Source organism: Spirochaetae bacterium HGW-Spirochaetae-1 (genome assembly GCA_002839375.1).
Classification (GTDB): domain Bacteria; phylum Spirochaetota; class UBA4802; order UBA4802; family UBA5550; genus PGXY01.
The window spans coordinates 485,106-503,578 of record PGXY01000003.1; the positions used below are offsets into that span (position 1 = coordinate 485,106).

Consider the following 18,473-nt stretch of genomic DNA (forward strand, 5'->3'; position numbering starts at 1 on the left):
ATTTAGACATATATGTCTAAATTAATCAGTACCGGTTTTACTCGTATCCCCGTCAAAACCAGGCATATTACAGGAGGATTTGATGAAAAAAATTATGGTGCTCGCTTTCTACTCTCTGTTCTTCGTCCTGCCCATGGGCTGTGCGGGACACAGCGGAAGCGATGTGATGATCACAGACGCTTCAGGCATGGTCGCTCCTGCGGAACAGCTTCTTTTCCGGAATACCATGGATGAAAAACTACGGAGCTTCAGTGCTGACACGGGAAAACTTTACCGGATCAAAACCGCCGTCGCCGCTGATAACGCGCCCGCAGCGGATACCGTGCTCATACTCTATGATTCCGCCATGACGGAATTGGCCAGAAATGATGATAAAGAACCAGGACTTCCCGGAGTATCACTGGAAGAACTTAAAAAAAATCCCCTGAAGCTGGCCTGCACCCTGCTCACCATGAACCCCGATGACCTGGAAGAAGACGGTTTCTCCGAAATTGTCTGGAGGGCGCCCGTTTCCGGCACCTATCATATCCGTGTAGTGCCCCAGGGCGGATCTCCCTACAGTCTGGGTGCCTTTACACTCAGCGTATCGGAGCTCTGACCACATCATTATCCATACGCCATGATACCCTGTGATGTATCATGATTCATTACTATTGTAAGGTAAAAACCATGAAAAAATCAATCATCGCCCTTATCCTTGCTCTGACCCCTCCACTGGCTGCCCATGTGGCCTATCACGAACGCTATGATTACAGCACATCCAGACCCTATAAAATAAAACAGGAGATCGAAAAATCCATCGCCCTCTATTCCCATTTTTCATCACCGGAGGACCTGGATATGGTTACCTTTACCCTGGAAGATTCGGATTTTGACCCGGCTCTGACCCTCAACGGCCAGTTCGGCGAGGTGGAGGAAGGACAGGAGAGCCTGGAAAATGAAGACCATCCCCTCGTGGTCACCGATGATAATGGCGTGACGGGCCGAAGATTTCACGTTGGCTCCCTGGTCCCGGGCTGTGCCTCCTATGCCATGATACTTCCCATCGTTGCCATCGTGGGGCCGGAACAGGAGTACCTGCCGGCATGGGAGGGGTCAGAGCATCTTCCCTTCACACTCCAGGAGGGACAGGGTATGATGATCCTGGATAACGAGGAACAGGGCGACCTGTGGTATGAGAAATTCACCTTCAAGTCCTATTTTGACCAGAAGAAGACCAGCATAATTCTCTCCCGGCCCGGAACCTACCTGGTCTATGTATGGGAGCCCCGGGGAAACACCGGCGATTACGTTCTGGAGCTGGGCGATATCGAGGTTTTCGGCGTGCCGGAAATCATCCGGGCCATGTGGTACGAGAATTATCTCGTCTACGACGGGGAGATCACCTGCCAGGAATGCGTTGATGAACTGGAAGAGGTGGATGGCCCCAATCCCACTATCTGGGAAATCATTGACCGGCTCATGTTTATTATAGGGTAAAGAAGGGGGACAGAGCACCTTTTTGTCCAACAGTACCTTGAATCTGCCTGGAGGCTCTGTCCCTTACTGGTTTACACCCTCAGTAATCAGGCTCTGACCCCGGCCGGAAACCCGGCCGGGAATTCCCTGCTAACCGGGAAGGCTCTGACCCCCTTAAAATGTTGCCCCGCATTAAAAAAATCCTTGTTATCTCCCCGGCCTGGGCGTTTCTGGTTTTCATGATACTTTTTATTGTATGTCCCCTGCCGGGATACCAGGTCAGAGCTGAAAGATGGTATTACCGTCGTTACCGACAAAATATTCTTTAATTGATAGACCGTATTATATATGAAAATTAGAATTTTATCATTGGGCTGCCGTCTCAACATGGCCGAAATCCAGTCCGTATCAACGGAACTGCAGGACTGCGGCCATGAAATAGTCACCACGGGCCCGGCCGATGTATATATCGTCAACTCCTGTTCCGTTACCGTGACCAGCGAACGCAAGACCCGGAAGCTCGTATACCAGTCCCTGAGGGAAATGGGCTCTGACCCCGCAGCCCGCGTTATTGTTACGGGCTGCGGCGCCGGTGAAGAACGGTGTGTAGACAATGTCTATTATCTGTCCAACGACTACAAATATCTCATCCCTGAACTTGTCACTGACTGGAATCTCTTCGACAGCCTTGATGTATCGATGGCATCACGTTTCCAATACCGTCCGGCCCTGAAATCATCGCGTACCCGCATCAACCTGAAAGTCCAGGACGGCTGCGACAACTTTTGTTCCTACTGCATCATCCCCTTTGTGCGGGGCGCGCCCGTGAGCCGTTCCCTGACAGACATCACGGATGAATTCAGGGAATTGGTCGCCGCCGGATACCGTGAGTTCCTCCTGGCCGGTGTCATGGTCGGTCATTACCGCGACGGCAACGCCGACCTGGCAGGCCTCGTGGAACACCTCCTGGGGCAGGAAGGCGACTTTCGCCTGCACCTTTCGTCCCTGTCGCCGCCGTCAATGACGCCGTGGCTCATAAATCTCCTGGAGCACGACAAGATGGTCCGTCACCTGAACCTGTCCCTGCAGAGCGGCAGCGACCGGATTTTGACAAAAATGAACCGCCGGTACACACGACGGGATTATCTCGATACCATAGAGGACATACGCAAAAAAATGCCACTCTTCAACTTCACCACGGATATCATCGTTGGTTTTCCCGGTGAAACAAAGGAAGACCACGATGATACCCTGGCCTGTATTACCGAGGCGGGATTCTCGCACATCCACACCTTCCGCTACTCACCGCGCCCCGGTACGGCCGCTGCGGCCATGGAAGACACGGTGAGCGAAAGCATCAAGAGCGAACGGAGCGCCGAAGTGATCAGCCTCTATACCGGGCAGAAGCGGCGATACTACGGCCTTTTCGACGGCGGCACATCGCGCTTTCTCAGCGAACGCTTCCGCAGCGGCATAACGCGGGGATTCAATGAATACTATGTGCCCGTGGCGGTACAGGAAAAACTGGAGCGCAGCCGATTCCACATCGTAAGGACAACTCTGAACCAAGACGGCTCGGGCCTCACCGGAACCGTGGAAAAATAATATGGCGAAGGATATTGCCGTGGCGATCAACGAAAACCTTTTCAAGGGTTACCGCGAATTCATTGAAACCGTGGACGACCTTTGCCGGGCCATACATGGAAAATACGGCGACGAACTCTTATGCGGACCGGGATGCGATAACTGCTGCGAGGCGGGTCTGTCCCTCTTTCCCGTCGAGGCTCTGTATATCCGGCAGCACCTGGATTCATCCGTCAACGGGGACAGGGCCCATGACCCTGGCCGGTGCGTATTCCTCAAGGAAGGCCTCTGTTCCGTCTATGCCTGCCGGCCCCTGATCTGCCGCACCCAGGGCTACCCTCTTCTCTACGGCTCCCAGGACAATGTGAACGATTTGGAGGTATCCTTCTGCGACCTGAACTTCACGGAAACCGAAAGCATCGACGAGGATGACCTGCTCGACATGGACCGTCTGAACATGGCCCTGGCCGTGCTTAATCTGCGGTTCCTCCACGATACAGGTTTGCTGGACGATCTGCGGGACCGGCGCATCGCCATGGCTGATATCGCATCCCTGTAGCACAGGATCAACAAAATCAAAGCTGTGATTTTCCGCAGACGGGACACCCCTGCATGCCAAGAGGCTGTTCCAGGCCGCTCCGGGCGAGAAGTGCCCTGTCTTTAAAACATTCCTTGGTATCGCCATCGGCGATAATCTCACCGTTGTTCATGATGATGGTTCGTTCACATACATCGAGGGCCATGTCGAGATCATGCGTGGCGATTATTTTAGTGTGCCTGAAACTTTTTAAAAGCCCGATGAGACGGCGGCGGTGCAGGGGGTCAAGGTTGGACGTGGGCTCGTCCATAACGAGAATGTCGGGGTGCATGGACAGAACCGTGGCAATGGCGATGGCGCGTTTTTCACCGCCCGAGAGCCGGTGTGTGGGCCGGTCAATAAGGTGTAATGCCCCGACGATTTCCAGGGTTTCCCTGACGCGCTGATCGACTTCCTGGCGGGGCAGTCCGAGGTTCAACGGGCCAAAGGCCACATCATCGAAGACCGTGGGCATGAAGAGCTGATCATCGGAGTCCTGAAAGACCATACCGACCGTTCGCCTGATGGCGTGAATCGTTTCCGTATTCAGGGGATAATCGCCGACACGCAGGCTTCCCCGCGACGGCATGATAAATCCGTTGAAATGCATGAGAAGCGTCGATTTACCTGCGCCGTTGGCGCCCACTATGGCCACGGATTCACCGTGTGTAATCCGGAAAGATACGCCATTGAGGGCCTTTGTCCCATCGGGATACGAGTAGTGCATATCTTTCGCTTCAACAATATGATGGCTCATGTCAATGCTCCGGTCACCAGCACTCCCAGTGCCTGTGGAATATCAAAGGACCTCAATACCATAAAAAGACTGCACCAGAATACTATGAACACAAGGTCCTTCATGCCAAACCGTTCCTGCCGCATAATGTGTATCCGGCCGTCGAATCCGCGGCAGGTCATGGCCAGGTGTATCCTCTGAGCCCGGTTTATCGTCCGCAGGAGAATACTGCCCACGAGACCGGCATAACTTTTCATACTGCTACGTTCCCCAAAAGACCGGAGAGTCCGCGCCCGGGACATACGCAGCGCTTCTTCGGCGAGAACGAACAGATAACGGTAGAGAAACAGGAGCTGCACGGCAAACATGCGCGGCATCCCAAGCCTGTCCATGGCCAGGCAGACGCTCCGGAAACCGGTGCAGGCTATCATGGCCAGGGCGGCACTCACCGTAAGACAGAACCGCATCATGATGGAAAAAAAAGAAATCCATCCTCCCGAGAATCCCACACCGCCCAGGTGCACCATGATACTCCGGTCAAGAACAGGATTGAAGAGAGCGATCATGAGTGCGAAAGGTGCCACATACAGTACCTTTTTCATGAGCCAGCGGACCGGCAGATCCCCGGCACTTACGAGGTAGACGGGATAGATGAAAAAAGGCGCCAGCATGGACAGCTCATATTTCCCGAAGGAGACAACGGTTATGATGAAAAACATCGTCGTAATTAATTTGGCTCGCGACTCGAGACGATGCACGGGGCTGTCCCGGCGTGCCAGGATATCCATGTATCCCAGGGAAAAAAGAGATGTTTCAATCCGTGAAATAATGTCCTCCCGAAAAACCCGGACGGGAGCACTTTCGGCACACCCGCCCGTTTATCTCATACCAATTGTATTAACAACTTAAAATCATTCAATTTCTTTTCTTTTTTTTACCATTTTTACCAGGAATCCAAGGGCGGCAACCAGCATGAGCGTAAGCAATCCGCCCACGAGTCCCGAAACCGATGTACCGGAACTCACGGCAGGCCAAGGCTCTGTCCCTTCGGCATTTTCAACGGGTTTATCATCGCTCCCCGCTTTGAAGTTATAGTCGGGAAGAAAGGCCAGCTTCTGCTGGATATTTCCAAACAGGGCATGTGCTCCTTTTTCAGGGCCCTTCAGCTCTTCGGAACCCGATGTCCTGGCCATGGACCATTCAAGACCATCAGGATGCGATGAAGCGAACCAGCTGACGACACCGCCCATGACCAGCGCGGCCACGGCCAGGCCAATCACGACCTTTTTTATCGATGATGGCGCCGCGGAGCCCGAGAGATTTCCTTCTATTATCTCGGGCCGTGCGTTATAGATGAAAAATATCACCGCGGCCGTGGCCAGCCCTTCGACAATACCGATACCGAGGTGAATCGGCTGCATGAGAAGAACAAAGGTTCCAAAGGGAAGTTCCGATATTCCCGATATGACCGTTTCAAAAACCACGGCAAAGGCCCCGGCCTGCAGACCGATAATCGCAGCGATTATTGCCGCTATAAACAGCCTCGTTTTTGTCAAAGTTTTACCCGCGATCGGTTTATAAATAAGCGGATAGGCCAGAAAACAGGTGAAAAATCCCAGGTTAAAAATATTACATCCCAGAGCCAGGAGACCCCCGTCGGCAAAAAAAAGCGCCTGGATGATAAGCACCGATGCCAGGGTAAGAAAGGCCGCCCAGGGCCCAAGAATAACCGCCAGAAGCAATCCTCCGCCTATATGTCCGCTCGATCCCGTAGCCGGAATGGAAAAGTTTAACATTTGAGCAGCGAATATGAAGGCGCCCATAACGCCCATGAGCGACATTTTCGTATCATCCATTTCTTTTTTTAATTTATATGAAGAATAACCGATGAGTCCCGCGCTTGTGGCAAGCATGGTGCCCCCCACTGCGGGAGAAATTAAAGCATCTGCCATATGCATGATAAAGTACCTCCCAAAAATATTTGTATTAATGTAATTATCTATCGGCGGTTTCCCGCCCTGTTCCCTTCCACTATCACACAAGCTCTGTCCCCTGAGAAATCTGAATAGCTCACCAGCGTGCTGTAACACCCATCATGATCGAATGGTCGGTTTCAGGATCGGTCATCCCGACTTTATACCCCAGGTCGAGATCAATCCATTCAGCGGGGGACCATATTATTCCGGCAAGAACAAAAGCGGGAGGCGTATCGTCACCACGATCGGCATTCCGCTCAGCTCCCGAATTGACCACAAGCCTGAAGGAATCCATGATGGAATATTCTGCAGCAAGTGAAAAATGCCAGATATTTTCCAGTTCATCGGCCTTATTCTCATTCCGTGCATAACCGGCATTAAAATGCATGGCAAGTGATTCCCAGGTCATGGTTGTGATAAAAAAAGTGCTGTACCCGATCTTACCGGTACCGAATCCCCGGGATTCATCGCCAGAAGGCAGTGACATTCCCGGCTTCAGTGCAAAGCTGAACATTTCCACCTCGTAAAAATTCCATTTCAGCTCAAGACCCACATCGGAAACACCATGGACAGTATCACTGCCCTGTGCATTTTCCATGACAAAGGGAACACCGATCCCCAGATCAAGCCTGTCGGCGAGACCGCACGAAATCGCCACGGCCACTTCTCCCGAGTTGACCACATCGGGATTTTTCTCCCGCCCCCATTCACCATTCACTTCCACCTCGAATTTTCCCTTCCCCTGGACACCCGTATCATCGGTTATGAGGGGATGAGCGGCAAAAGCACCCAGGGAAAACAAAAGAATAAAAATAAAGGAAAAAGAAAATTTCATCATAAAACTCCGCATTTTTTATTTATTTAATGTTACTAATAATACTATTGTGTTACCCGTCAATCATTAATTTATTTTTCTGACAATTCATGGGGATATTTATAAACTTACGGGAGAATAAATGCCGGGATACTCATCAATAGTGAATTCATTACCTGTTATTTTTTTCCGGCACACGCAATAGGCCTTTTTTATATTTGACCATTCCCACTTATTTCAGGATATATTGAGCATATATCCCTCAATTGAATGGGACTGTAGCAAAACACCGGACAGCGGAAAATAAAACATGAACAGACCGTACAGAAAATTGATCCTGCTTATTCTTTTTCTCCCGGCATTTACAGCGGCTCTTTATGGCGGACCGCTTCTGTCGGGCCGTATTGTCTCCGTGGGAGATGAGGGTGCATTTAATACCAGCAATAATCCCGCACTGCTGGCCCGGCAGAAGGATACAAACAGTCTTGTGTTTCTGGGGATATACAGGCCCTACAAAAACTTCAATGACACCATGACACTGAACTACTCCTCCCACGATTCGATGACGACGGAACTGTCGCCGGGAGACTCCCTCTTTTTTAATTCCTTTTTCGGTTACTCCCGAAATACAAAGGGTTTCGCCTGGGGCCTCGCTGTTGAGGGAAACCAGGACGGCCTGTATACTTCAAACAAGGACACCTATTCTTATGCAGCCCAGGTTGCCGGTCTTCCTTATATTGAAGAGAGCACATCATCGCAGTGGTCCGCATCCCCCACGGCCGTCTTCTCCTTTGCATGGCTCCTGGACGGCCGAAATGCCCTGGGCCTTCGGTTTAAAACCGGGTACGCCCTTGAAAAGATCGATGAGGATAAGGGCGCCTCGCTGAACGCCAATGTAATCGAAGTGAGCTCCAGAAAAAATAAAACCATGAACATATCCGGCGAGGCAGCACTGGGTTTCACCAGGCTTTTTCCCCAGGGCCAGCTGGGCCTGCTGGTCAGCACGGGACGCTTTATACACCAGATGTCTTCGCTTGATTATGCATTTGCCAATCCAACTAATCCTGTGGAAGATTTCACTTCCTCAAAAAATTACAAAACCCATTTTATCCACGATGAAAATATTTCCTTTACGGCGGGAGCGCTGACGGAATTAACCCCGGCGTTGACCATCTACATGGAAGGCAGCCTGCTGACGCCCGTTTCAAAAAGCATCTGGAAACTGAAACCTGACAATACCACCGGGACCATCTACATTGAAAAAACTTCTGTTTCGACAGATTGGATCATTGCTTTTAAAGGAGGTGTGGAATACACCATCACCCCGAAGGTTACCATGGGTGCGGGAGCGGGATATTATAATATCCCCGCCTATACGGTCTCCGGCGATTCCGGCGACAACAACGGCAACTCGAACTCCCATGTTCTGTATCTTATATGCGGCACGCAGGTTACATTCAGCGGTATCATAGCGATACTGGGCGCGCAGTACAGCCTGTTCATCCACAAAACCACCTTTGACGCATCGGATTATTCCATAATCCTCGAGGGAGACCGGCATCTCCTGGATATTTTCGCGGGAGTCCGCGTCTCATTCTGATTGAATGCCGGATTTGAAAAAATGAATATCTGCTGTATAAACCCGCCCATAGAGGATTTCTATGCCACGTCCATACGGCGCCAGCCCCTGGGGCTTCTCTATGTCATGGCTGCTCTTCGCAATGCCCGTCACGAAGTGATCTTCATAAACGGTCATACACCCAAAAGCCATGCCATGGACATACCGGAAGATTTTTCTTATATCATTCCCTGGCTCTGTCCCTCCCATGGATCGCAGGGCTTTCCCTTCCGACGTTATTATCATTTCGGTATGAGTTGGCAGGAGATGGAGCGCCGCATATCCAGCACCGATGCCCGGGTTTTCTTCATATCATCGCTTTTCACAACATATCATGAGGAAACGGCCCGCATCGTGAATATCATCAGGGCCTGCAAAGAAAACGCAATTATAACGGTGGGGGGATATCATGCCGCCCTGTACCCCCATCATTTCCTCAACGGCCTGGGCGTCGACTACGTGATAACCGGCGAGGGCGAAACCGCATCGGTTCTTCTCATGGAACACCTGGCAGGGAAAGGGGACAGAGCCCGGATTCCCGGCCTGGCATACAGCGAAAACAACACGGTCACTATGACTGATAAAAAAAAGGAAGATATCCACGCCCTCCCCTATCCCGCCCGGGACCTGCTTCTGGACCGGGACTTCCGCATGTACCGGAAAAAAGCCGTATCCATGATCACATCGCGGGGATGCCCGCACCGGTGTGAATTCTGCACGGGTAAAAGTATATGGGGGTACTCCTACCGGACACGCCGAATAGACTCCGTTATCCGTGAAATCGATGAGTGCCGGACAAGGTACGGAACACACATCGTCAATTTCGAGGACGACAACCTCTTTGCCGAAAAGGAACGCTCAACAGAGCTCCTGCGGGCCCTGGCGGACTATAACCGGCCGGGAAGCGGGGACAGTGCCCTGGAATTTACGGCCATGAACGGCATCTCCCTGGAGAAGCTTTCTGAAGAAACAATACTGCACTTGAAGAAAGCGGGTTTCCATGAACTGAACATTTCTCTCGTGACCCATTCAGAGAGACTCCAGGAAAAATATAAACGTCCCTTTGACAGTGAATCATTCGCTGCTGCAGCCCGGACGGCGCGCAAGGCAGGCCTCAATGTACGGGCCTATTACATACTGGGCCTCCCTGGACAAACACGTGACGAGGTCGAGGAGACCCTGGCCTTCCTGAAAGGTCTGGATGTAAAAATATTTCCCTCCGTATATTATAATGTCAATGCGCCCCGTGAGCAATGGAAAATGCAGCGCTCGTCGGCCTTTTACAACGAAACGGAACACCTGACCAGGAAGGATCTGCTCCGGTATTTTCACCTGAGCATGTCATTGTGAAAACTCCGGGCACTCAGTGTGAATCATAAAATACGTTTGAGTCGGGGGGGGAATACCATGTCGATGATGCATCTAAATAAATACCGCCCCAGTCATTATTCGTTCCCGATGAAGGGCCGTCGCCGTTGGTGTCGCCCTTTCGGGAATCATCGCGGTATGAAGTGAACTGCACTGATGGGCTGGTATAATTCACCAGCGAACTGCCGTCACTATCTATGTTCAGAATACTTGAAGGGTAGAACTTGACAACAACATTGCTTCCCAGCGTAAAATCAGTATTTCCCGTTATCCAGAGATTGTCATTGATGGCAAAGGCCACCTCTGTTTCGCTCCAGCTGATGTCCCATCGAAAATCTTCATTGGCGTTGTAAAATATTCCATTACAGTCATTGTTAATGGAACCGGCAGCATCGGAAAACATGTTGGAATCATCGATACTGTAATAGGGGCCTATGGAAAGAGGAAAAATATTGTCATAGAACCGGTTTCCCGTGATGACCGATCCCGCCGCGGCATACGTGGCATCCAGGGCCCCGTAAAAATATCCGCTGCTGGTGCCACCCCTGTTATGGGCAAACACACAATCTGTAACCGAATCTGGTGTCGACGATTCAGGAACGGCATGGTATAACCTCAATGTACTGTAGTAGGTCGATGCGCCTCCATAGTAAAAAGCACAATGCCTGAAGACCGATCCAGGCTGCCCGTTTGTATCAATACGCATCCAGTCTCCCTTTGCGGCCCATGAGGGACCATCACCATTGGTGTCGCCGCCGTGTTCATCGTCTCTGAAAGAAGTAAACACAATGGGCCTTGACGCCGTTCCCCGGGCATCAATTTTACCACCGCTGTACAATACGGCATAATCGCCGTCGGGATGAAACTTGACGATAACGCCAGGCTCAAGGGTGAGCACATCATTGATATAAAAGGGATAGGTATATATCACATAGATGTTACCGAATGTCCATGTTGTGGGAGTATCAATATCATCGGTAACCCAGACCACCTGATAGTTCACGTCTGAAGATCCTCCTTCATTGCCATCGCATCCCGACAGCATGACGAGGAGACACAGGCAAAGCAGTGCGTTAACGGGCTTTTTCATGGCGCATACCTCACTTATTTTAAAAATATACGAGCCCTGGAAGGCAAAATCAACTTTAGGGAAAAAATGCCGCCTTGCCACAGAGAATTCAGAAAATAATTATCACAAGATATCACCATCCGCTCATCGAAGAACACTGGAGCCACGGAAGTAAAATAATTTGTATATTTCAGTTTGACATAATCCAGGAAATGGATTAATCTGTACCTGAAAGGAACAGGTGCAGGCATATGCATAAAGAAAAAAGCCATCCCGAAAAAGAATCATTCCGCGTCGACAGGGAAGCACAGCCCGGCAGACACTATGAAAAAGTTCCTGTTCACATTTTTCATAATTCATCGGCGGCTTCACAGGCCGTGGCAGAGGAAATCGCCTCACTCATCCGGTCACGCCGGAAGGAGAACAGGCCCTGCGTCCTGGGACTCGCGACCGGTTCAAGCCCCCTCACGGTCTATGAAGAACTGGTGAGACTGCACCGCCACGAGGGACTGAGTTTCAGAAACGTTATATCCTTCAACCTCGATGAATACTACCCCATGGACCCCGGCGCCATGCAAAGCTATGTCCGGTTTATGCGGGAAAATCTTTTTGATCTCATCGATATGGACCCGGCGAACATCCATATCCCCGACGGGACTATTCCCTATGAACAGATACAGTCGTACTGCTCCGGATACGAGGCCGGGATAGAAGAATGCGGCGGCATAGACCTGCAGATACTGGGCATAGGGCGCACGGGCCACATCGGCTTCAATGAACCGGGTTCGGCCATAGATTCCATGACACGCCTCATAACCCTGGACCACCTCACCGTGGCCGATGCGGCCGGTGATTTTTACGGCGAGGAGAATGTTCCCTCCAGGGCCATTACCATGGGCATCGGCAGCATCATGAAGTCAAAGAGGGTCATCCTCCTGGCCTGGGGCGAGGCCAAGACCGGAATCATCCGCAGGGCCGTAGAAGAAGAAATGAGTGATTTTGTCCCGGCAAGCTTCCTGCAAAGTCACAACAACGCCCTTTTTGTACTGGATAACGCTGCAGCCTCAGAACTGACACGAGTAAAAACACCCTGGCTCACGGGGCCCTGCAAATTCGATAACGACCGCATCGTCCGTAAATGCGTTGTCTGGCTCTGTCAGAAAATAAACAAACCCATCCTGAAACTCACCGCCAGGGACTATCTCGACCATGGCATGTACGACCTCATGGAGCAGAAAGACAACGCCTACGCGGTCAATATCAAGGTCTTCAATGATCTCCAGCATACGATTACGGGCTGGCCCGGCGGGAAACCCCAGGCCGACGACAGCAGCCGGCCCGAACGCTCCGTCCCCTTTCCCAAAAAGGTCCTGGTTTTCAGCCCCCATCCCGATGATGATGTCATTTCCATGGGAGGAACACTCATCCGCCTCGTGGACCAGGGACACGACGTGCATGTGGCCTACCAGACCTCGGGCAACATAGCGGTATTCGACGATGACGTAATCCGATATCTTGACTTCGTCAACGACTTTCACTCGGCCTTCAATATAGACAGCCGGGAATCCATGGAGTTTTATGAACAAACAGTACGATTCCTCAGGAGCAAAAATCCGGCACAGGAGGATTCCGCCGATGTGCTGAAAATAAAAACCTTAATACGCGAAGGCGAGGCAAAGGCGGCATGCCGCTTTGTCGGCATTCCGGAAAAGAACATTCACTTTCTCAACCTCCCCTTCTATCAGACCGGCACTATCAGGAAAAACCGCCCCGGCGACGCCGACGCTGATATTGTGTATTCCCTGTTGAGCAGGATACAGCCTCACCAGATTTATGCCGCCGGCGATCTGACCGACCCCCATGGCACGCATCGGTTCTGCCTTCAGACGATCCTGAAAGCGCTCGAACGCAGCAGGGGTGAGGCCTGGATGCTGCAGTGTTATATATGGCTCTACCGGGGAGCCTGGCAGGAATGGGACATCGAAGACGTGGATATGGCCGTACCCCTGAGCCCCCAGGAGTTGCAGAAAAAACGCCGGGCCATTTTCAAACATCAGTCGCAGAAGGACCGGCCTCTTTTCCCCGGCGTGGACAGCAGGGAATTCTGGCAGCGCGCTGAATCACGAAACCGGGGCACCGCCGACCTGTACAACCGGCTGGGCATGGCTGAATACGAGGCCATAGAGGTATTCAAGCGGTATCATGTTTCATAGCGGTGCCGTGGACCGTCGACACTTTCACGAATAAGCAGCATGAGTTTCTGAATGGAATAAGGCTTATGCATAAAGATCACCCGGCCATTCATGTTATCCAGCAAGCTCATGTCCCTGTCAGTATACCCTGACATCATAATGACCCTGGAAAAGGGAAACAGCCGGAGATATTCACCAGTCAGTTCAAGTCCGTCCATCTCCGGCATGATCATATCCGTAAGAAGAAGATCGGGCTTCAAACCCTTCTCGCTGATAAGGGACAGGGCCTCACATCCATTGCCTGCGCTGTAGACACTGTAACCATGCTCAGCCAGGACCGCTTCCGTAAAGCTGCGGACATTGATGTCATCCTCGACAAGGAGAACGCATTCATTTCCCGATAGAGAGGGTTCCTCTTTCGGTACATCTTTTTTATCGGTGATCACCTCATTACATACAGGCAGGCAGACCGTGAAGGTGCTCCCTTCTCCCTGTTTGCTGTTCACATTTATGCATCCCCGGTGCTGCCGTACTATGGCATACACGATAGACAGTCCAAGCCCCGTTCCTTTGCCCGAACTTTTCGTGGTATAAAAAGGTTCGAAGATGCTGCCAATCATATTTTCATCCATGCCCGCACCCGTATCGGTTACGGCAATAGTGACATACTCGCCCGGGATTATCTCTTTATTAACACTGCAAAATTCCTCATCGAGATACTGCCTGTCGGTTTTTACCATAATTTTCTTTTCCGATGCCGGGTCAGTACCCTCAGCGATGGAATCACGTGAGTTGACAATGAGATTGATCAACACCTGTTCCAGTTGGGCGGGATCACCTTTGATGCCCGGCACGGGGGATATAAGGCTGGTCTCCACACGGATATCTTCGCCGATCAGCCGGAGAATCATTTTCATCAGATTTCCAATGACACTATTGATATCTACGACAACTGACTCCGAAGCCTGTTTCCTGCTGAATACCAGCAATTGCCGTATGAGTCGTGCAGCGCGTTCCCCGGCCTCGCTGATAGCAACAATGTCCTTTTTAAGTCTTTCATTTATGACAGGAGACAACCCATCAATTTTTCTCATAGCCATCTGGGCATGACCATTGATAACCGTGAGAATATTATTAAAATCATGGGCAATACCTCCGGCCAGTTTCCCGATGGAGTCCAGTTTCTGCGTCTGAATAAGCTGCATCTGGAGTTCCTTTTTTTCATTCTCGGCGCGTATGCGGCTCGTTAAATCGGTCACCACGCCGAAACTGCCGTTATATTCACCCTGTTTATCATAGATGGGGCGGGGCGATACGATAGACATGACTCGTTCACCGTTTTTTTTCGTCCATGCCACTTCGTAGGAATGGTACTCCCCTTTTCTTCTTCTCTCAAGCTGCGTCGTAATTATTGCAAGGTTTTCATCATCGAAATATCCGGTAAATATTGTCTTTTCAAGTTCTTCCGCCGTATAGCCCGTCATCTCGCACATTCTCGCATTAACATAAATAATTCTGCCGTTTTTATCAACAACGATAAGACCGTCATTCATGTTCTCGATGAGAAACCGATACTTCTCCTCGCTCTCAACGAGATTCGCCTCGATCTTGAGTCGTTCCAGTTCTATTATTCTGTGATGCCAGATGATATATATGGAGAGCAGGATGATAATCGCCAGTATCCCCGAGGTGGCCATATTAATACGCCTCGTGATATTATTTATATCCTTTTCCACATCCTCTATATAGACGCCGGTTCCCACAACCCATCCCCAGGGTTCGAACAGCCTTACGTATGAAACTTTTGGCACTATATGGAGCGGATCATCCTTCCACTGCCACCGATATTCAACATAACCGGCGTTATGTTGTCTGACCATATCTACAAATTCCACAAAGACTCTTTTCCCCATCGTATCCTTGAAGTCCCTCACATCCTTTCCCTCGAGATCGGCGCGATAGGGATGCATGATGATAACGGGACGCATGTCATTTATCCAGAAATAGTCCTTGTCCTCGGGGCCGTAACGCATCGTTCTGATGCGTTCCTTTGCCCTTTCCCGCGCCTGTGCGGGAGTCAATTCACCAGAACCTGATCTCTCATTATAATTATTGAGAAGGTTCCACACTGAATTGATGAGTTCGCGGGCCATTTCTCTTTTCGCATCCATGAGGTTGTTTTGAAAAGCGGGAATGAACACCAGGCGTATCATCACAAAAAACAAAACCACCGTCAGGAGAGCAGGGCCTGCGGAGTGAAGCCCTATGACACGCCATAAATATTTCTGTTTCTCCACCCGGCCGAAATGGCTGCCTCTCTCAACGGGAATCATGTCTATTGTCCCTCTTCCATCTTCCTGATGTCATCACGGATTTTTTCATAGGCGTCACGGTCAATGGGATAGAACCAGAGAATAGTGTTGGCCACGATAAAAAACACGGCCGTGAAGGGCCCGATGAGAAGCCGTATGCCCAGCATGGCCGAGGCTGTCTGGGGCACATCGGGCAGGTACCCGAAAGCATCGAGAATAATGCCGACAAGGAGGCCGGCCAGGGCCTGGCCCAGCTTGATGGAAAAAGTCCAGAGGCTGTAGAAGACCCCTTCCCTTCGGATTCCGGTCCGGCTGTAATCGTATTCCACCGTATCGGGGATGATGGCCCAGGGCAGAACATAGTGCGTGGAAAAACCCATGCCGGAAAAAAACATCATGACAAAAATGAATTTTATATCCAGCAGGTGCCCCAGAAAGAAGACGATGAGAACCGACAGGGCAAAAAGGCTCATGCCGGCAATGTATGTCTGCTTTTTCCCGATCCTCTCCGAGAGCTTCACCGCCAGGGGAATGAATATCATCGATGTGACGAGAAGGACTATCATGGCAACGGTCATGAGCCCTTCGCTCATAAGCACGTATTTAAAGTAGTATATGAGCGTCGCCGTCACTATGGTGATGCCGATGATATTGAAGACCCAGGGGAGCAGGATAAGCAGAAAGGGCCTGGTTTTCAGCGCTGACAGGTATGACCTGAAAATATTTTCGCCTTTTTCAAATTTGCCGTGAACCGGTTCCTTCACGGTGATCACGGGAACAAGGGCCGTGACCGTCATGATGGCGCCGTATATGCCCCCCATGATCATATAGCCGGCGGTGCGTCCCGCCGCAGCATTGATGATGGGAAGAGCCGTGCCCGCGCCGATAAGGGTGCCCACGACGGCAAACATCATGCGATATCCGTTCAGCACGGTCCTTTCGTCGAAGTCCTTGGTCAGTTCCGGTGTCATGGCATTGTAGGGAATATTGACAAAGGTGTAAAAAGTACAGACGGCCATGTAGGCCAGGGCTGCCCAGATGAAGAGCGTACTCTGTCCCTCCAGGCGGGGATTGGTGAACAGGAAAAAGAAAGACAACCCCAGGGGAACAGAGCCGGCCAGCATCCAGGGGCGCCGCCTTCCCAGGCGTGTTCTTGTCCGGTCCGAGAGGTATCCCACGGCGGGATCAGTGACGGCGTCCCATATTTTACCGATCATGAGGGCCGCTCCCGCCAGGCTAGCCGAGAGTCCCACTTCATCGGTTAGATAATTCATGAGCCAGAATGCCACGACGGTAAAAAAAAGGTTTCCTCCCAGGTCGCCGGAACCATACCCTGTTTTAACCTTAAAGGAAAGCTCCCCTTTTTTCTTATCCATGCCATTACCCCCTGCCGATTTTCAAACTTTGCTGCAATAGTAACGCAATCCTACCAATGAAAAGGGGGAAATGTCAATAGCAATACATAAAGCGCATTTTGCCTGATTCCTATTGTTCTTGACATTTTTACCTATTTTGAACGATTATACCGTACAGACGGTTTTTTATTACTTAAACCACAATATTCTTTAAAGTGATGCCAATACAGGCCTGACAGGAGTAATAACATGAAAAAAACATACTTTATAACGGGAGTAACGGGCTTCCTGGGACAGGAAATATTGTCCCTCTTAGCCAATGACAGGGAAAGTCAGATATATTGCCTCATCAGGGGGAAAAAAGAAAACACCCCCCAGGAGAGACTGCGGGATATATGCCGTGAAGCGGGTATCGATGATACGGAACGCATCCATGCCGTGGCAGGAGACCTGGGCAGGGAACGCCTGGGAATGGACGCGGATATCCACGAACAGCTGACCCGGCAAGTGACCCACATCATCCACAGCGCCGCAGATGTGCGATTCAATCAAACCCTGGAGGCTATCCGGAAGACCAATGTGGGAGGCACCGCCAATATCATCGCCTTTACCAGGGACTGCCATGACCGGTGCGCGAGTTTCTCACACCTTGCCTATGTTGGCACCTGCTTCGTGGCGGGAAAAAGAAAGGGCATAGCCGGTGAAAATGACCTCACCGACGCGTACGGGTTCAAGAACACCTATGAACAGTCCAAGTACGAGGCCGAGAAATTGCTACGGGAAAACATGAAGGATATGCCCGTTATAATATACCGCCCGTCCATCATCGTGGGCCTGTCTGAATCGGGCAAGGCAAAGCCGCGGAACGTTATCTATCCCATGCTGAAGCTTTTTCTCGTATGGAAAGTCCCGGCTGTACCGCTTAACCTCCGGACACGGCTCGATATCGTTCCCGTTGATTTCGTCGCTAAGGCCATTATACACATCTCATCTATCGAAGCCAACATCGGGAAATGCTTTCCCCTGGCAGCCGGCCCCGGCGGAAATATCAGGCTCACCACGATGCTCGGTATGGTGAAAAATGAATTCCATAAGAGCACAGCGGCAATCCCGGCGTCGGTATGGCGTGTCATGATACGTCCCCTGCTCCGCCGCCTCAAACCGGACCTCTATGCCAAGGTCACCAGGGTCTTCAGCGCCTTTGAACCCTATATCTGGGAAATGAGTCCCCAGTACGGCGTGGACGCCACGAGGAAGGCGCTGGAGGGATCGGGGATAAACCTTCCCGACACGAAGCGATTCATCGGCAACTGCTTCAGGTACGCCAATGAAACGAACTTCGGTGAGCTGGACAAGGGCAGTCACGCCGATCCGGCAACCGAGCCTGTTACTACCGGCGCGGCTGCGGTATAAT

The 18,473-nt window shown here is 51.2% G+C and carries 16 protein-coding genes; 8 read left to right on the forward strand and 8 right to left on the reverse strand.

The window, feature by feature from the left end; all coding sequences use genetic code 11:
• Positions 1-82 precede the first annotated feature (82 nt).
• From CVV44_06775 to CVV44_06790, 4 genes are all read left to right on the forward strand, one after another.
• Entirely contained in the window at positions 83-598 is a 516-nt protein-coding gene (locus CVV44_06775) for a hypothetical protein (GenBank protein ID PKL39920.1), read from the forward strand.
• A gap of 71 nt (positions 599-669) precedes the next feature.
• Positions 670-1,479, forward strand: a complete 810-nt coding sequence (locus CVV44_06780) for a hypothetical protein (GenBank protein ID PKL39921.1) — start codon at positions 670-672, stop codon at positions 1,477-1,479.
• Between the two features lie 327 nt (positions 1,480-1,806).
• The gene (locus CVV44_06785) at positions 1,807-3,063 is read left to right on the forward strand and encodes a hypothetical protein (GenBank protein PKL39922.1); all 1,257 of its coding nucleotides are present in this window, start codon (positions 1,807-1,809) and stop codon (positions 3,061-3,063) included.
• A gap of 1 nt (position 3,064) precedes the next feature.
• Positions 3,065-3,601, forward strand: coding sequence for a hypothetical protein (locus tag CVV44_06790; protein PKL39923.1), 537 nt, complete (start codon positions 3,065-3,067; stop codon positions 3,599-3,601).
• 16 nt (positions 3,602-3,617) lie between these two features.
• Here the strand turns inward: CVV44_06790 and CVV44_06795 are convergent, their stop codons facing one another.
• The 4 genes from CVV44_06795 to CVV44_06810 form a co-directional block, all read right to left on the reverse strand.
• Positions 3,618-4,376, reverse strand: coding sequence for a cobalt ABC transporter ATP-binding protein (locus CVV44_06795; protein PKL39924.1), 759 nt, complete (start codon positions 4,374-4,376; stop codon positions 3,618-3,620).
• The gene (gene cbiQ, locus CVV44_06800; protein ID PKL39925.1) at positions 4,373-5,182 is read right to left on the reverse strand and encodes a cobalt ECF transporter T component CbiQ; all 810 of its coding nucleotides are present in this window, start codon (positions 5,180-5,182) and stop codon (positions 4,373-4,375) included. The genes CVV44_06795 and cbiQ overlap by 4 nt, the downstream gene beginning before the upstream one ends.
• Before the next feature lie 84 nt (positions 5,183-5,266).
• Positions 5,267-6,313, reverse strand: a complete 1,047-nt coding sequence (locus CVV44_06805; GenBank protein ID PKL40135.1) for a cobalamin biosynthesis protein CbiM — start codon at positions 6,311-6,313, stop codon at positions 5,267-5,269.
• A 112-nt stretch (positions 6,314-6,425) separates the two neighbouring features.
• On the reverse strand, positions 6,426-7,181 hold the full coding sequence (locus CVV44_06810; protein PKL39926.1) for a transporter: 756 nt from the start codon (positions 7,179-7,181) through the stop codon (positions 6,426-6,428).
• A gap of 274 nt (positions 7,182-7,455) precedes the next feature.
• Between CVV44_06810 and CVV44_06815 the strand changes: the two genes are divergently transcribed.
• Positions 7,456-8,745 carry a hypothetical protein gene (locus CVV44_06815; GenBank protein PKL39927.1) on the forward strand — a complete coding sequence of 430 codons (1,290 nt, stop codon included), beginning with the start codon at positions 7,456-7,458 and terminating at the stop codon, positions 8,743-8,745.
• Positions 8,746-10,113 (forward strand): hypothetical protein, encoded by a 1,368-nt coding sequence (locus CVV44_06820; GenBank protein ID PKL39928.1) that lies wholly within the window; start codon positions 8,746-8,748, stop codon positions 10,111-10,113.
• A 13-nt stretch (positions 10,114-10,126) separates the two neighbouring features.
• Here CVV44_06820 and CVV44_06825 read toward each other — a convergent pair whose 3' ends face one another.
• Both CVV44_06825 and CVV44_06830 read right to left on the reverse strand, forming a co-directional pair.
• Positions 10,127-11,221 carry a hypothetical protein gene (locus tag CVV44_06825; protein ID PKL39929.1) on the reverse strand — a complete coding sequence of 365 codons (1,095 nt, stop codon included), beginning with the start codon at positions 11,219-11,221 and terminating at the stop codon, positions 10,127-10,129.
• Positions 11,222-11,235: 14 nt separating this feature from the next.
• Complete coding sequence (locus CVV44_06830; protein PKL39930.1) at positions 11,236-11,472, reverse strand: hypothetical protein; 237 nt, start codon at positions 11,470-11,472, stop codon at positions 11,236-11,238.
• Here CVV44_06830 and nagB point away from each other — a divergent pair.
• Complete coding sequence (gene nagB / locus CVV44_06835; protein PKL39931.1) at positions 11,452-13,413, forward strand: glucosamine-6-phosphate deaminase; 1,962 nt, start codon at positions 11,452-11,454, stop codon at positions 13,411-13,413. The genes CVV44_06830 and nagB overlap by 21 nt on opposite strands.
• Here the strand turns inward: nagB and CVV44_06840 are convergent.
• Both CVV44_06840 and CVV44_06845 read right to left on the reverse strand, forming a co-directional pair.
• Positions 13,401-15,725 (reverse strand): hypothetical protein, encoded by a 2,325-nt coding sequence (locus CVV44_06840; GenBank protein PKL39932.1) that lies wholly within the window; start codon positions 15,723-15,725, stop codon positions 13,401-13,403. The genes nagB and CVV44_06840 overlap by 13 nt on opposite strands.
• 2 nt (positions 15,726-15,727) lie before the next feature.
• Complete coding sequence (locus CVV44_06845) at positions 15,728-17,080, reverse strand: MFS transporter (GenBank protein ID PKL39933.1); 1,353 nt, start codon at positions 17,078-17,080, stop codon at positions 15,728-15,730.
• 228 nt (positions 17,081-17,308) lie between these two features.
• Here CVV44_06845 and CVV44_06850 point away from each other — a divergent pair, with 228 nt between their 5' ends.
• Positions 17,309-18,472 (forward strand): hypothetical protein, encoded by a 1,164-nt coding sequence (locus CVV44_06850; GenBank protein PKL39934.1) that lies wholly within the window; start codon positions 17,309-17,311, stop codon positions 18,470-18,472.
• Position 18,473: the final 1 nt, after the last annotated feature.

What these genes read in the sequence shown, in the direction of transcription:
- CVV44_06845 (PKL39933.1), bottom strand. Translation starts at nt 17,080, where the DNA reads ATGGATAAGAAAAAAGGGGAGCTTTCCTTTAAGGTTAAAACAGGGTAT.
- nagB (PKL39931.1), top strand. Translation starts at nt 11,452, where the DNA reads ATGCATAAAGAAAAAAGCCATCCCGAAAAAGAATCATTCCGCGTCGAC.
- CVV44_06850 (PKL39934.1), top strand. Translation starts at nt 17,309, where the DNA reads ATGAAAAAAACATACTTTATAACGGGAGTAACGGGCTTCCTGGGACAG.
- CVV44_06830 (PKL39930.1), bottom strand. Translation starts at nt 11,472, where the DNA reads ATGGCTTTTTTCTTTATGCATATGCCTGCACCTGTTCCTTTCAGGTAC.
- CVV44_06805 (PKL40135.1), bottom strand. Translation starts at nt 6,313, where the DNA reads ATGCATATGGCAGATGCTTTAATTTCTCCCGCAGTGGGGGGCACCATG.
- CVV44_06785 (PKL39922.1), top strand. Translation starts at nt 1,807, where the DNA reads ATGAAAATTAGAATTTTATCATTGGGCTGCCGTCTCAACATGGCCGAA.
- CVV44_06810 (PKL39926.1), bottom strand. Translation starts at nt 7,181, where the DNA reads ATGCGGAGTTTTATGATGAAATTTTCTTTTTCCTTTATTTTTATTCTT.
- CVV44_06780 (PKL39921.1), top strand. Translation starts at nt 670, where the DNA reads ATGAAAAAATCAATCATCGCCCTTATCCTTGCTCTGACCCCTCCACTG.
- CVV44_06815 (PKL39927.1), top strand. Translation starts at nt 7,456, where the DNA reads ATGAACAGACCGTACAGAAAATTGATCCTGCTTATTCTTTTTCTCCCG.
- CVV44_06795 (PKL39924.1), bottom strand. Translation starts at nt 4,376, where the DNA reads ATGAGCCATCATATTGTTGAAGCGAAAGATATGCACTACTCGTATCCC.
- CVV44_06775 (PKL39920.1), top strand. Translation starts at nt 83, where the DNA reads ATGAAAAAAATTATGGTGCTCGCTTTCTACTCTCTGTTCTTCGTCCTG.
- CVV44_06840 (PKL39932.1), bottom strand. Translation starts at nt 15,725, where the DNA reads ATGATTCCCGTTGAGAGAGGCAGCCATTTCGGCCGGGTGGAGAAACAG.
- CVV44_06825 (PKL39929.1), bottom strand. Translation starts at nt 11,221, where the DNA reads ATGAAAAAGCCCGTTAACGCACTGCTTTGCCTGTGTCTCCTCGTCATG.
- CVV44_06790 (PKL39923.1), top strand. Translation starts at nt 3,065, where the DNA reads ATGGCGAAGGATATTGCCGTGGCGATCAACGAAAACCTTTTCAAGGGT.